Below are 12,518 nucleotides of genomic sequence, written 5' to 3' on the forward strand. Positions count from 1 at the left end.
AGCTCTCCTGGCCGGACCACCGGGTGTGCCGCCCCTGTCGTATGTCCCGCCCCCTCAGCCGAGCCAGTGCCGGCGGCCGACGCTGATCAACCGCATCTGGCGGGTGGCGAGTTGTGCCACCCGCTCGCGCTCCTCGTCCGAGGTCTCCAGCGCCTCCAGGAAGAGCGAGGCCGTGATGAGCATCTGGTCGACGTAGAGATGGGCGAGCATCAGCAGGTCGGAGTCCTGCCAGCCGCTGGATTCGGGGTCCTTGGCGAGTTCGGCCTTCACCTCCTCGGCGAACCGGGCGAGTTGGTCCCGGATGGCCTCCCGCACCGGCTGGACTCCGCCGTGCCGCTCGCGCGCGATGAAGCGGACGTGCGCCGGGTACGTGTCCACATGGTCGGCGATCAACCGGACGGCGCGCGTGATGCGTTGGTCGCTGTCCGCCGGGGCCACCGTCTGCCGGATCATCGGATGCAGACTGCCCAGCGCCTCCTCGACAAGCGCCACTCCGAGATCGGCCGTGGACCGGAAGTGCCGGTAGAAGGCGGTCGGGGCGACACCCACGGCCCGGGTGACCTCGCGCAGGCCCAGACTGCTCAGGCTCTGCTCCTCCAGCAGCCCCAACGCGGCGTCCAGCAACGCCTGTCGGGTCTTCTGCTTCTGTACCTGCCGGATGCCGAGGGTGTGACTCATGTCATCCAGTTAACAACTGTTCTCCGGAATTGAAAAGCCGTCCCAGACGCTAGACTCAAAGTCAGTGAACAAGTGTTACTACAACCGTTCACCGAAACGTAACGAGAGTCCACAAGACTCACGAGAGTCATCTCGGAGGGGGATCCATCCCATGCTGTTCCTCGTCGTAGCGCTGCTCCTGCTCGGCGTCGTGATGGGCACCGTGGCCCACGCACCGCTCGCCTTCACCGCCGTCGCCGCCGCCGTCATCGCCGTATGGCTGGGCATCTTCGCGCTCCGCGAGCGCCACGGCCGCCGCGGCCGTACGTCCGCCAACTGACCGCCCGTCCATCCGCCCGCCCGATCACCGGGAGCTGAACCACCATGCAACTCACCGCACCTGCAACCAGGACCGCCGCCGTCAAGCCCACCGGCCGCCGTGACGCCGACGGCATGGCCGTCGCGTCCTTCATCCTCGGCCTCGTCGGCCTGCTCGTGCTCAACGTGTTCCTCGGCCCGATCGCCATCGCCCTGGCCGGCGCGGCGCTCTGGCGTGGCACCGCCCGTCGCGGCCGTGCCTTCCTCGGCCTCGGACTCGGCATCGCCGATCTGCTGGTCCTCGTCGCCTTCATGCAACTGGACAGCACCGTCTCCTGGAGCTTCTAGGCCCGGGGGAGCGACGGCAAGGACGAGGTGACAAGCGGCCCGCACCTCCTGGGCGCTCACCGGGGACCGTAGAATCGGCGTCACCATGGCATACCTCGACCACGCCGCGACCACCCCGATGCTTCCCGAGGCAGTCGAGGCGATGACGGCCCACCTGAGCATCACGGGCAACGCCTCCTCCCTCCACGCTTCCGGCCGCAAGGCCCGCCGTACGGTCGAAGAGGCCCGGGAGACCCTCGCCGAAGCGCTCGGCGCACGGCCCAGCGAGGTCGTGTTGACCTCCGGCGGCACCGAGGCCGACAACCTCGCGGTGAAGGGCCTGTACTGGTCCCGCCGCGACGCCGACCCGGCCCGCACCCGCGTCCTGGCCAGCCCCGTCGAACACCACGCCGTCCTGGACGCCGTGCACTGGCTGGGCGAGCACGAGGGTGCCACCGTCGAGTACCTCCCGGTCGACGCCCACGGCCGCGTCCACCCCGAGGTGCTGCGCGAGGCCATCTCCCGCAACCCCGACGACGTGGCCCTGGCCACCGTGATGTGGGCCAACAACGAGATCGGGACCGTCCTGCCGGTCCGCGAACTGGCCGATGTGGCCCAGGAGTTCGGCGTCCCGCTGCACTCCGACGCGGTCCAGGCCTTCGGCCAGGTCCCGGTCGACTTCGCCGCCTCCGGCCTCGCCGCGATGACGGTCTCCGGCCACAAGATCGGCGGCCCGTACGGCATCGGCGCCCTGCTGCTCGGCCGCGAATACACCCCTGTCCCCGTCCTGCACGGCGGCGGTCAGGAACGCCATGTCCGCTCCGGCACCCTCGACGTCCCCGCCGTCGCCTCCTTCGCGGTCGCCGGCCGCCTCGCCGCCGAACAGCGCGAGTGGTTCGCCCGCGAGATCGGCGCCCTGCGCGACGACCTGGTCTCGGCCGTCCGTACGGCGGTCCCGGACGCGATCCTCGGCGGGGACCCGGTGGACCGGCTGCCTGCCAACGCTCACTTCACGTTCCCGGGTTGTGAGGGCGACTCGCTCCTGCTCCTCCTGGACGCCCAGGGCATCGAGTGCTCCACCGGCTCGGCCTGCACGGCGGGCGTCGCCCAGCCCAGCCATGTCCTGCTCGCCACCGGTACCGACCCGGACCTGGCCCGCGGCACCCTGCGCTTCTCCCTCGGCCACACCTCCACGGAGGCCGACGTGGACGCCGTGGCGAAGGCGATCGGTCCCGCGGTGGAACGCGCGCGAGCCGCCGGGCTGACCTGACCCGGACATGCGTCGGACCGGGAAGAGCCCGCCGGCTCTCCCCGGTCCGAGGTGTCCGGCGTCCACGGGGGAGGCCGACGCCGGACATCGGGGAACGAAGCTCCCCGCAGGAGCGGAACTGCGTGAACTGCCCGGCCTAGTCGTCCGTCGCGCTGGCGCTCGCGGTCGCCGTGGCGGTCGAGTCGTCCGTCGCGGTCGCCGAGGCGCTCGCACTCGCGGACGCGCTCGCGCTGGCCGTGGCCGTGGAGTCGTCGGACGTCGTGTCCGAGCTGGTGGTGCTCGTGCCGTCGTCCGTGACCATGAGGGAGGCCATCATGCCCTCGTCCTCGTGCTGCAGGAGATGGCAGTGGAGCATGTACATATAGGTGTCGTCGGCGAAGTCGGTGAACTCCATGGCGATCTTGATCGAACCGCCGCCGACCACCTCGTAGGTGTCGTACCAGCCCAGTTGGACCCCGGTGGGATCCTCGCCGTTGATGGCGATCAGCTGATACGGCACGTCGTGCAGGTGGAACGAGTGTTCCAGCTGAGTGGAGTTCTGGATCGTCCAGACCTCCTTCGAGCCGAGCGTCGTACTGATCATCGCCATCCCGGCCATGGTGGTGCCGGCCGAGCCGTTGATCAGCATGGTGGCGCCGCTCTGGCCCAGGGTGATCGTCCGCGCGGTGAAGTCGGTGGTGTCGTACCGGTCGATCGTGTTGAGGGTGCTCGGCAGGTCGGCCGGGGTGTCGCTGCCGCTGGCCGTGATCGCGAGGACGTCGAACGTGCCGCTGCCGCCGCGGATCCAGCCGGTGGTGACCACGGCCTGGAGGGTGGCGTCCGCCGTGAGGTCCATGACGAACTCGGCGCGGGCGCCCGCCACCAGACGGATCGTGGTCACCTCGGCGGCCTCGGCCAGGTAGCCCTGGTCGGAGGTGATCTGGGTGAGGGTGCCGCCGTCGCTGCGCTGGATGGTGATGATGTCGGACGGCGACGCGTTCAGGGCGCGGAACCGGGTCCGGGTCTTGGTCGCGGTGAAACCGAGCGTGGTGGAGTCCACGTTGGTTCCGTTGAGCAGGAGGGGGAACGTGGTGGTGCTCAGCCGGTAGCCGGCCGCGTCGTACTTGATGTCACCGGTGTCGTCGACGGCGAGGCACTGGAAGATGAGCGGGATGTCGTCGACGCCGTAGTCGCTGGGCAGCGCGGCGGAGGTGTCCGTGGAGTCCTCGACGATGATCATGCCGGCCAGGCCGTGCACGGCCTGCTGGGCGGTGGTGCCCAGGGCGTGCGGGTGGTACCAGAGCGTGGTGGCCGGGTCCTTGACCGTGAACGTGGGCGACCAGGTGGTGCCGTCGGAGAAGGCGACCTGCGGGCCGCCGTCCATCTTCGCCGGGACGTGGGCGCCGTGGAAGTGGACCGTGGTGTCCGCGCCGATGCTGTTGGTGATGTTGAGCAGGACCTCGTCGCCGTTGGTCCACTTCATGGTGGGGCCCAGGAAGTCCTGGTTGTAGCCCATCGTGGTGCTGGTGACGCCCGAGATCACCTCGTGGGTGCCGGTCTTGGCCTCCAGGGTGAAGGTGGTGACGCCGCTGGTGGTGGTGCCCTCCAGGAGGTCCGGGATGGTGAGGGTGCTGTCCGCCGCGGAGGCCTTGTTCTTCGCCGCGTCGTTCAGCAGCGAGAAGGCGCCTCCGGCCGCGGCGACCGCCGCGATACCGGCTCCGGCCATCCCACCGAGGAACTTGCGCCGGTGCAGACCCTTGCCCCGGGCCGCGCTGTCCTTGCTGTGATCGCGCTTCTCGGCCGTGGTTTTGCGGTGGTTGCCCTTGCTGTCTCTGTTCGCTTCGGACGCGGGCTCGCTGGTGTGTGTCATGCGGCCAGAGATTTGACCTAAGGCCTGTGTAAAGACTGGGTGGTTGTTAGTAGCGAGCAGGGCAAGCTGTGAAAGGTAAGCGTGCACGATCCCTCCACAACTCCCTTGCATCTCAAGGTGAGTTGGCGTACCCCAGGTCACATCCGGAGCGGGGGACGCATCGGACACCGCCGTAACTGAAACGACTCATAGCCAAAGCGAGGTGTGACCAGCGTCACACTTGCGTCCGGTGTGCCCGCTTTACCAGCGCCATGTACCGGTCCCAGTCCCAGTACCGCCCCGGGTCCGTGTGATCGGTGCCCGGCACCTCCACATGCCCGATGACGTGCTCCCGGTCGACGGGGAATCCGTACCGCCGGCATATCGCCGCCGTCAGCCGCGCGGAGCCCGAGTACATCGCGTCGGTGAACGAGGATGCCCGCTCCACGAAGCCCTCGTGCTCGATGCCGACACTGCGTTCGTTGTACTCCCGGTTGCCCGCGTGGAAGGCCACGTCCAGCTCGCGGATCATCTGTGTGATGTGCCCGTCCTTGCGGACGATGTAGTGCGCCGCCGCCTGGTGCGCGGGGTCCTGGAAGGCCTTCACCGCGCTGTCGAAACCGCCCTGCGTGACATGGATGACCACCCGGTCTATCGCGTAGTCGTCCGGCCGGTCCGCCCGCCGGTAGTTCGCCGAGGACGCGGCCACCCACGACGCACCCGTGAAGTCCACCGCACCCGGTGTCCGCGGTTTCTCCACCCCCGGCAGCCGCCACCACAGCCGCGACAGCTCCTCCCGCGCCAGCACGGCCGTCCCCACGGCGGCCACGGCCCCGCCGATCAGCAGCGCCCGCCGCCCGGGCCGCCGGCCCGGGTCGCCCTGAGCCGCCCCATCGCTTTTCGCGGTCCCGCTTTTCGCGTCCTTGCTTCTGGTCTCCCCCATGTGATCGTCAACGGATACTCGCGGGTCCCGGTTCCCGGCGACCCGTACCCTGGAAGCGTTATGACTGAGACCTCGCAGCGCCCCCGCCCCCTTCGCGTACTCGCCGCCATGTCGGGCGGAGTCGACTCCGCCGTCGCCGCCGCCCGGGCCGCCGAAGCCGGCCACGACGTGACCGGCGTCCACCTCGCGCTCTCCGCGAACCCGCAATCGTTCCGCACGGGCGCGCGTGGCTGTTGCACCATCGAGGATTCACGGGACGCCCGCCGGGCCGCCGACGTCATCGGCATCCCGTTCTACGTCTGGGACCTCGCCGACCGCTTCCGCGAGGACGTCGTGGAGGACTTCGTCGCCGAGTACGAGGCCGGCCGCACCCCGAACCCCTGCCTGCGCTGCAACGAGAAGATCAAGTTCGCCGCGCTCCTCGACAAGGCGCTCGCCCTCGGCTTCGACGCGGTCTGCACCGGCCACTACGCCCAGGTGATCGTGAACGAGGACGGCACCCGCGAGCTGCACCGCGCCTCCGACATGGCCAAGGACCAGTCGTACGTCCTCGGTGTCCTGGACGAGAAGCAGCTCGCGCACGCCCTGTTCCCGCTCGGCGACACGGTGACGACGAAGGACGAGATCCGCGCGGAGGCCGAGCGGCGCGGCCTCGCGGTCGCCAAGAAGCCCGACTCGCACGACATCTGCTTCATCGCCGACGGCGACACCCAGGGCTTCCTCGCGAACCGCCTCGGCAAGGCCGAGGGCGACATCGTCGACGAGTCCGGCTCCGTCATCGGCTCGCACGAGGGCGCGTACGGCTTCACCATCGGCCAGCGCAAGGGCCTGCGCATCGGCACCCCGGCCGCCGACGGCAAGCCGCGCTACGTCCTGGACATCTCCCCGGTCGACAACACGGTGACGGTCGGTCCGGCCGCCTCCCTGGACGTCAGCGGCCTGACCGCCGTCCGCCCCCGCTGGTGCGGCACGGCCCCGACCGGCCCCGGCACCTACACCGCCCAGCTCCGCGCCCACGGCGGCGAGACCGAGGTCACCGCCGAACTCGTCGACGGCACCCTGGAGGTGTCCTTCACCGAGCCGGTACGGGGCGTGGCCCCCGGACAGGCGATCGTGCTGTACGACGACACGCGCGTGGTCGGCTCGGCGACCATCGCGACGACCACGCGCGCGGCTACCGCCATGGCGTGACCCTCAGGGGCACGCCGTTTTCGGGGCACCGCGCGGTCAGCGCGTGAGGAACTCCGTGAGCAGCGGCGCCAGGACGGCCGGGTCCACCATGTGGGTCTGGCCGTCCAGCGTGCGATACGTCCCCTCCGGCGCCGCGTCCGCCACGGCCCGCGCGGCCTCCCGCATCCACTCCGCGCTCGCGCCGCCCGCGATCGTGAGCACCGGCACGGACAGGGACGCCAGCCGCTGCGCCGGCACCAGACCGTCGCCCATGGCCGCGTCGTCGTAGGCGAGGGTGGGGGCGATGGCCTCCATGCCGGGCCACATGGGGGAGTTGCGGGCGCCCTCGATCATCTGCGGGGGTGCGCCGGTGAGTGCCATGAACAGCTCGACGGCGTCGCCGTGGCGGCCTCCGGCGAGCAGTGCCGTGAGCCGCTCGGTGTACTCGGCGCGCTCCTTGGCGCCGGACGCGTCGAGGGCGAACGGCGGCTCGTACAGGGCGACTTGGGTGACCGGCAGGCCGCTCGCCGCCGCGTGCAGGACCAGGGCGGCACCGGAGGAGTGGCCGTACAGGGCCGCGCTGCCGCCCACGGCGTCGATCAGCGCCGCGAGGTCCTCGACCTCGCGGGCCACCGCGAACGGGGCCGTGTCGCCGCTGGCGCCACGACCCCGGCGGTCGTACGGGACGGCACCGAACCGGTGCGCGAGCTGAGCGGCGAGCGGCAGCAGCCCCTCGCCCGTCGTCATCGCGCCGCCCACCAGGACGACGGGCGGACCCGCACCGATGCACTCGTACGCGATGGCGGTGCCGTCGCGTGAAACAGTTTTCTTGTCCATGCCCTGGAGACTGCCGCAGGACGCCGGACTAATCGGTCACAACACTTCTACTTCGTAGAAGCAGAGATGGTCCTTGATCTCCGCGACGTCGGGCTTGGGGTCGGGGTACGCCCACACCAGGTCGGTCGCGTCCGGCAGCGACCAGTAGGACGCGTCGCCCTTGAAGGGGCAGTGTGTGTGGGTCGCGGAAGGGGTCAGGAGGTCCAGGCGCACATCCTCCGGGGGGATGTAGTACCGGACCGGACAGCCGGTCTCCTTCAGGACGAGGGGGCGGTCGCTCTCCGCCAGCACCTGGTCGCCGTGGACGACGCGTACGCGGCGGTCGCCCTGCTCGATCGTGATCGTGTGTCCGTCAGCCATACCGGAAAAGCACTCGCGGGCCCCTGGTTCTTCCCGCGTACGGTGACGACATGAAGATCTGTGTGTTTCTCTCCGCCGCCGATCTCGACGAGCGCTACACGGGCCCCGCACGGGAGTTCGCGGAACTGCTCGGCAAGGGCGGGCACACGCTCGTGTGGGGCGGTTCCGACGTCGGGCTGATGAAGGTGGTCGCCGACGGTGTGCAGGCGGCCGGCGGCCGGCTGGTGGGCGTCTCGGTGGACTTCCTTGCGGCGAAGGCGAGGCCGGGTGCCGACGAGATGGTGATCGCGGCCGACCTGGCGGAACGAAAGAGACTCCTCCTGGAGAAGGCCGACGCCGTCGTCATCATGGTGGGCGGCACCGGGACGCTGGACGAGGCGACGGAGATCCTGGAGCTGAAGAAACACGGCCACACCGACAAGCCGGTCGTGCTGCTCAACACGGCGGGCTTCTACGACGGCCTGAAGACCCAGTTCCGGCGCATGGAGGACGAGGGGTTCCTGCCCGTCCCGCTCACCGACCTGGTGTTCTTCGCAGAGGAGCCGGTGGGGGCGCTGGCCTACCTGGAGGAGAGCCAGGGCATCGAGTGATGCGAGCATGGCGGGCATGGCTACACATGTGATCACCGGGGCCGGTTCGGGCATCGGCGCGGCCGTCGCCCGCAGGCTGCACGCGCGCGGGGACGAACTCGTGCTCCACGCGCGCGACGCGGGCCGTGCGAAGGAACTCGCGGCGGAGTATCCCGGGTCGAGCACCCTGGTCGGCGACCTCGCCGACCCGGACCGGCTCAGCTGGGCGTTCTCGCACCAGAGCCTGCCCGACCGGGTGGACACGCTCCTGCACATCGCCGGAGTCGTCGACCTGGGCCCGGTAGGCGAGTTGACCCCGAAGTCCTGGCGCCACCAGCTCAACGTCAACCTGATCGCCCCCGCCGAACTGACCCGCCACTTCCTCCCTCAACTCCGGCTGGCCGGCGGCCATGTGCTCTTCGTGAACTCCGGCGCGGGCCTGCGGGCGAGCGCCGACTGGTCCGCGTACGCCGCCTCCAAGCACGGCCTGAAGGCCCTGGCGGACTCCCTGCGCCAGGAGGAACACGAGAACGGCGTCCGCGTCACCTCGGTCTACCCCGGCCGCACCGCCAGCCCCATGCAGGCCAAGGTCCACCAGCAGGAGGGCAAGGAGTACGACCCCGCGCGGTGGATCGACCCCGAGTCGGTCGCCACGACGATCCTGATGGCCATCGACCTGCCGGCGGACGCGGAGGTCAACGATCTGACGGTGCGGCCGGGGCGGTGACACCTCCGGAGCCGTAGGGGGAGGGCCGCCACCCCAACGGGTTACGTAGTCTTCCGGAGTGAGCAACAACAGCCAGTTCAGCTTCGGCGCGGCCACCGGCATCGGTTCCCTGCCCGGTGGTGACGCCCGTGAGGCCGCGAAGACCGCGACCGGGGCCTTCGAGGACTTTCCGTTCCTGCCCGAGCTGCCCGCGCGGGGACCCGGCGCGGACATGATCGGGCGGACCGCCGGGCTGCTCGTCGAGGTGTACGCGCGCGTGGAGCCCAGCGGGTGGCGGATCGGGGACCGGCCGGGGCGGGACACCAAGCGGGCCTGGGCCTGGCTGGGGGAGGACCTCGACGCGTTCGAGGAGTTCACGCAGGGGTACGAGGGCCCGCTCAAGGTGCAGGCCGTGGGGCCCTGGACGCTCGCCGCCAACCTGGAGTTGAGGAACGGCGAGGCCGCGCTCTCCGACCCCGGTGCCTGCCGCGACCTCGCCGGCTCGCTCGCCGAGGGGCTGCGCAACCACCTCGACGACGTACAACGCCGCGTCCCCGGCGCCCGGATCGTGCTCCAGCTCGACGAGCCGTCCCTCATCGCCGTACTGCGCGGACAGGTCAGGTCCGCCAGTGGCTACCGCACCCATCGCGCCCCGGACCGCCAACTCGTCGAGGACACGCTCCGCGATGTCGTCGGCGTACACGCGGACGGGCCCGTCGTCGTCCACTCCTGCGCACCCGACGTGCCGTTCGCCCTGCTGCGCCGGGCCGGCGCGGATGCGGTCTCCTTCGACTTCTCGCTCCTCACCGAGCGTGACGACGATGTGATCGGCGAGGCGGTGGAGGCCGGCACCCGGCTCTTCGCCGGTGTCGTGCCGGGCACGGACGCCGCATTGTCAGACCCGGCCGGTAGCGTCATGGGTGTCAGGACGCTGTGGCGCAGGCTGGGGCTGCGACCGGGACTTCTCGCGGAGGCGGTCACCATCACCCCGGCGTGCGGACTCGCGGGGGCTTCCCCCGAGTACGCGCGCCGCGCTCTCACCCACTGCGTCAGGGCGGCGAGATCCCTCGCGGACAACCCTGAGTGACGGAAGGACAACACGGTGGCCGGCGACAGGCAAGCGGAGACGACGGTGCCCGCAGAGGCACGGGAGAAGCACGCGCAGCTCGCTGAGCAGATCGAGGAGCACCGCTTCCGGTACTACGTGAACGACGCCCCGGTCGTCAGCGACGCGGAGTTCGACAAGCTCCTGCGCGCCCTGGAGGCGCTGGAGGAGGAGCACCCCGAGCTGCGCACGCCCGACTCCCCGACCCAGAAGGTCGCGGGGGCGTACGAGACGGAGTTCACCTCCGTCGTCCACCCCTCGCGCATGCTCTCCCTGGACAACGCCTTCGACGACCTGGAGCTGGCGGCCTGGGCCGAGCGCGTCCACAAGGACGTCGGCAGCTCCGCGCACCACTTCCTGTGCGAGCTGAAGGTCGACGGCCTCGCCGTCAACCTGACGTATGAGCACGGCCGCCTCACGCGCGCGGCGACCCGCGGCGACGGCCGCACGGGCGAGGACATCACGCCCAACGTCCGCACCATCGCGGAGATCCCGGACCGGCTGACCGGCGACCGCGTGCCCGACCTCGTGGAGATCCGCGGCGAGGTCTACTTCCCGATGGAGAAGTTCGAGGAGCTGAACGCCCGCCTGGTCGAGGCCGGCGACAAGCCCTTCGCCAACCCCCGTAACGCGGCGGCCGGTTCACTGCGCCAGAAGGACCCGCGCGTCACCGCCACCCGCCCCCTGCACATGGTCGTCCACGGCATCGGCACCCTGGCGGGCTTCGACCCCCTCACCCGCCTCTCCGAGGCCTACGACCTGCTGAGCACCTGGGGCCTGCCGACCTCCCCGCACAACAAGGTGGTCGACGACCTCGACGGCGTACGGGAGTTCATCAGGTACTACGGCGAGAACCGCCACTCCGTGGCGCACGAGATCGACGGTGTGGTCGTCAAGCTCGACGAGATCCCCCTCCAGGGGCGGCTCGGCTCCACCTCCCGCGCCCCGCGCTGGGCGATCGCGTGGAAGTACGCGCCCGAGGAGGTCAACACCAAGCTGGTCAACATCCGGGTGGGTGTGGGCCGTACGGGCCGGGTCACGCCGTACGCCCAGGTCGAGCCGGTCACGGTGGCCGGCTCGGAGGTCGAGTTCGCGACCCTGCACAACCAGGAGGTCGTCAAGGCCAAGGGCGTCCTCATCGGTGACACGGTGGTGCTGCGCAAGGCCGGTGACGTCATCCCGGAGATCCTCGGCCCGGTCGCCGATCTGCGGGACGGCAGCGAGCGGGAGTTCGTGATGCCCGCCGAGTGTCCCGAGTGCGGGACACCGCTGCGGCCGATGAAGGAGGGCGACATCGACCTCCGCTGCCCGAACGCCCGTACCTGCCCTGCCCAGTTGAGGGAGCGCCTCTTCTACCTCGCGGGCCGCAAGGCGCTGGACATCGACCACTTCGGCTATGTGTCGGCGGCGGCCCTCACCAAGCCGCTGGAGCCGGCCGACCCGCCGCTGCGCGACGAGGGCGACCTGTTCGGCCTCACCATCGAGCAACTGCTGCCCATCAAGGCGTACGTCCTCGACCAGGACAGCGGGCTGCCCAAGCGCGACCCGAAGACCGGCGAGGAGAAGATCGCGACGGTCTTCGCCAACCAGCAGGGCGAGCCGAAGAAGAACGCGCTGGCGATGCTGGAGACCATCGCCGCCGCCAAGGAGCGTCCGCTCGCCCGGGTCCTCACCGGTCTGTCGATCCGTCATGTCGGTCCGGTCGCGGCCGAGGCGCTGGCCCGGGAGTTCCGCTCGATCGAGCGTATCGAGCAGGCCACCGAGGAGGAGTTGGCGAACACCGAGGGCGTCGGCGCGATCATCGCCGCCTCCCTCAAGGAGTGGTTCGCCGAGGACTGGCACCAGGAGATCCTGCGCAAGTGGCGGGCCGCCGGGGTCCGGATGGAGGACGAGGGGGCCGGCGAGGACGAGGGCCCGCGTCCGCTCGAAGGGCTGACCGTGGTCGTCACCGGCACTCTCGAACACTTCACGAGAGACGGCGCCAAGGACGCCCTGCAGAGCCGGGGAGCGAAAGTGACCGGTTCTGTTTCGAAGAAGACGTCCTTCGTGGTCGTAGGTGACAATCCTGGTTCGAAGTACGACAAGGCGATGCAGGTCAAGGTGCCCGTGCTGAACGAGGACGGTTTCACCGTCCTGTTGGAGCAGGGACCCGAGGCGGCCGCCGAAGTCGCGCTTCCGGTCGAGGAGTAGCGAGGAGCAGCGGTTGAAGGCCACCCGATCGGCGCATACCAGATGCATACGGGTGGCCGGGTCGCATTCGGGCAACCGTCCACGACCGCTGCCCGTGGAAGCCTTCTGCGGCCTACTGTTGAGGTGTGCACCTGCCGTGCCCGGCTGCGGTTGGGGCGGCCCCCTGCTCCTGGTGAGCCGGGGGAAGGGTTTTCCAAACGCGGTGCCGTTGACGGAAGTCGGGCATCGGACCGCGTGG

At 70.2% G+C, this 12,518-nt stretch carries 13 protein-coding genes; 8 read left to right on the top strand and 5 right to left on the bottom strand.

The genetic code is table 11. The features are described 5' to 3' along the window. Positions 1 to 54 precede the first annotated feature (54 nt). Positions 55 to 678, bottom strand: coding sequence for a TetR family transcriptional regulator (locus AB0M63_RS35705; RefSeq protein ID WP_366022269.1), 624 nt, complete (start codon positions 676 to 678; stop codon positions 55 to 57). A 151-nt stretch (positions 679 to 829) separates the two neighbouring features. Between AB0M63_RS35705 and AB0M63_RS35710 the strand changes: the two genes are divergently transcribed. The 3 genes from AB0M63_RS35710 (at position 830) to AB0M63_RS35720 (ending at position 2,572) form a co-directional block, all read left to right on the top strand. Continuing rightward, positions 830 to 997: a hypothetical protein gene (locus AB0M63_RS35710; RefSeq protein ID WP_355920934.1), complete on the top strand. Its 168-nt coding sequence runs from the start codon at positions 830 to 832 to the stop codon at positions 995 to 997. A 44-nt stretch (positions 998 to 1,041) separates the two neighbouring features. Continuing rightward, positions 1,042 to 1,323, top strand: coding sequence for a DUF4190 domain-containing protein (locus tag AB0M63_RS35715; protein ID WP_355920931.1), 282 nt, complete (start codon positions 1,042 to 1,044; stop codon positions 1,321 to 1,323). Positions 1,324 to 1,408: 85 nt separating this feature from the next. Next, complete coding sequence (locus AB0M63_RS35720) at positions 1,409 to 2,572, top strand: cysteine desulfurase family protein (protein ID WP_366022271.1); 1,164 nt, start codon at positions 1,409 to 1,411, stop codon at positions 2,570 to 2,572. Positions 2,573 to 2,708: 136 nt separating this feature from the next. On the opposite strand, the gene AB0M63_RS35725 is transcribed toward AB0M63_RS35720, so the two are convergent. Together AB0M63_RS35725 and AB0M63_RS35730 are read right to left on the bottom strand one after the other, a co-directional pair. Beyond that, positions 2,709 to 4,421, bottom strand: a complete 1,713-nt coding sequence (locus AB0M63_RS35725; protein ID WP_366022272.1) for a multicopper oxidase domain-containing protein — start codon at positions 4,419 to 4,421, stop codon at positions 2,709 to 2,711. A gap of 214 nt (positions 4,422 to 4,635) precedes the next feature. Continuing rightward, the gene (locus AB0M63_RS35730; RefSeq protein WP_366022273.1) at positions 4,636 to 5,343 is read right to left on the bottom strand and encodes an N-acetylmuramoyl-L-alanine amidase; all 708 of its coding nucleotides are present in this window, start codon (positions 5,341 to 5,343) and stop codon (positions 4,636 to 4,638) included. 60 nt (positions 5,344 to 5,403) lie between these two features. Between AB0M63_RS35730 and mnmA the strand changes: the two genes are divergently transcribed. Further along, the gene (gene mnmA, locus AB0M63_RS35735) at positions 5,404 to 6,534 is read left to right on the top strand and encodes a tRNA 2-thiouridine(34) synthase MnmA (protein WP_355920921.1); all 1,131 of its coding nucleotides are present in this window, start codon (positions 5,404 to 5,406) and stop codon (positions 6,532 to 6,534) included. Positions 6,535 to 6,570: 36 nt separating this feature from the next. On the opposite strand, the gene AB0M63_RS35740 is transcribed toward mnmA, so the two are convergent. Beyond that, the gene (locus AB0M63_RS35740) at positions 6,571 to 7,350 is read right to left on the bottom strand and encodes an alpha/beta hydrolase (protein WP_366022274.1); all 780 of its coding nucleotides are present in this window, start codon (positions 7,348 to 7,350) and stop codon (positions 6,571 to 6,573) included. A 36-nt stretch (positions 7,351 to 7,386) separates the two neighbouring features. Then, positions 7,387 to 7,710, bottom strand: coding sequence for a DUF427 domain-containing protein (locus AB0M63_RS35745; RefSeq protein WP_355920915.1), 324 nt, complete (start codon positions 7,708 to 7,710; stop codon positions 7,387 to 7,389). Positions 7,711 to 7,760: 50 nt separating this feature from the next. Here AB0M63_RS35745 and AB0M63_RS35750 point away from each other — a divergent pair, with 50 nt between their 5' ends. From AB0M63_RS35750 to ligA, 4 genes are read left to right on the top strand one after another with little or no spacing between them, the layout of a single operon-like run. Continuing rightward, positions 7,761 to 8,300, top strand: coding sequence for a TIGR00730 family Rossman fold protein (locus AB0M63_RS35750; RefSeq protein WP_366022276.1), 540 nt, complete (start codon positions 7,761 to 7,763; stop codon positions 8,298 to 8,300). A gap of 7 nt (positions 8,301 to 8,307) precedes the next feature. Then, positions 8,308 to 9,006: an SDR family oxidoreductase gene (locus AB0M63_RS35755; RefSeq protein ID WP_355920909.1), complete on the top strand. Its 699-nt coding sequence runs from the start codon at positions 8,308 to 8,310 to the stop codon at positions 9,004 to 9,006. 58 nt (positions 9,007 to 9,064) lie between these two features. Continuing rightward, positions 9,065 to 10,072, top strand: coding sequence for a methionine synthase (locus AB0M63_RS35760; RefSeq protein WP_355920906.1), 1,008 nt, complete (start codon positions 9,065 to 9,067; stop codon positions 10,070 to 10,072). Between the two features lie 15 nt (positions 10,073 to 10,087). Continuing rightward, positions 10,088 to 12,280: an NAD-dependent DNA ligase LigA gene (ligA, locus tag AB0M63_RS35765; RefSeq protein ID WP_366022278.1), complete on the top strand. Its 2,193-nt coding sequence runs from the start codon at positions 10,088 to 10,090 to the stop codon at positions 12,278 to 12,280. Positions 12,281 to 12,518: the final 238 nt, after the last annotated feature.

It is taken from the genome of Streptomyces sp. NPDC051576, from assembly GCF_040681835.1.
Classification (GTDB): Bacteria; Actinomycetota; Actinomycetes; order Streptomycetales; family Streptomycetaceae; genus Streptomyces.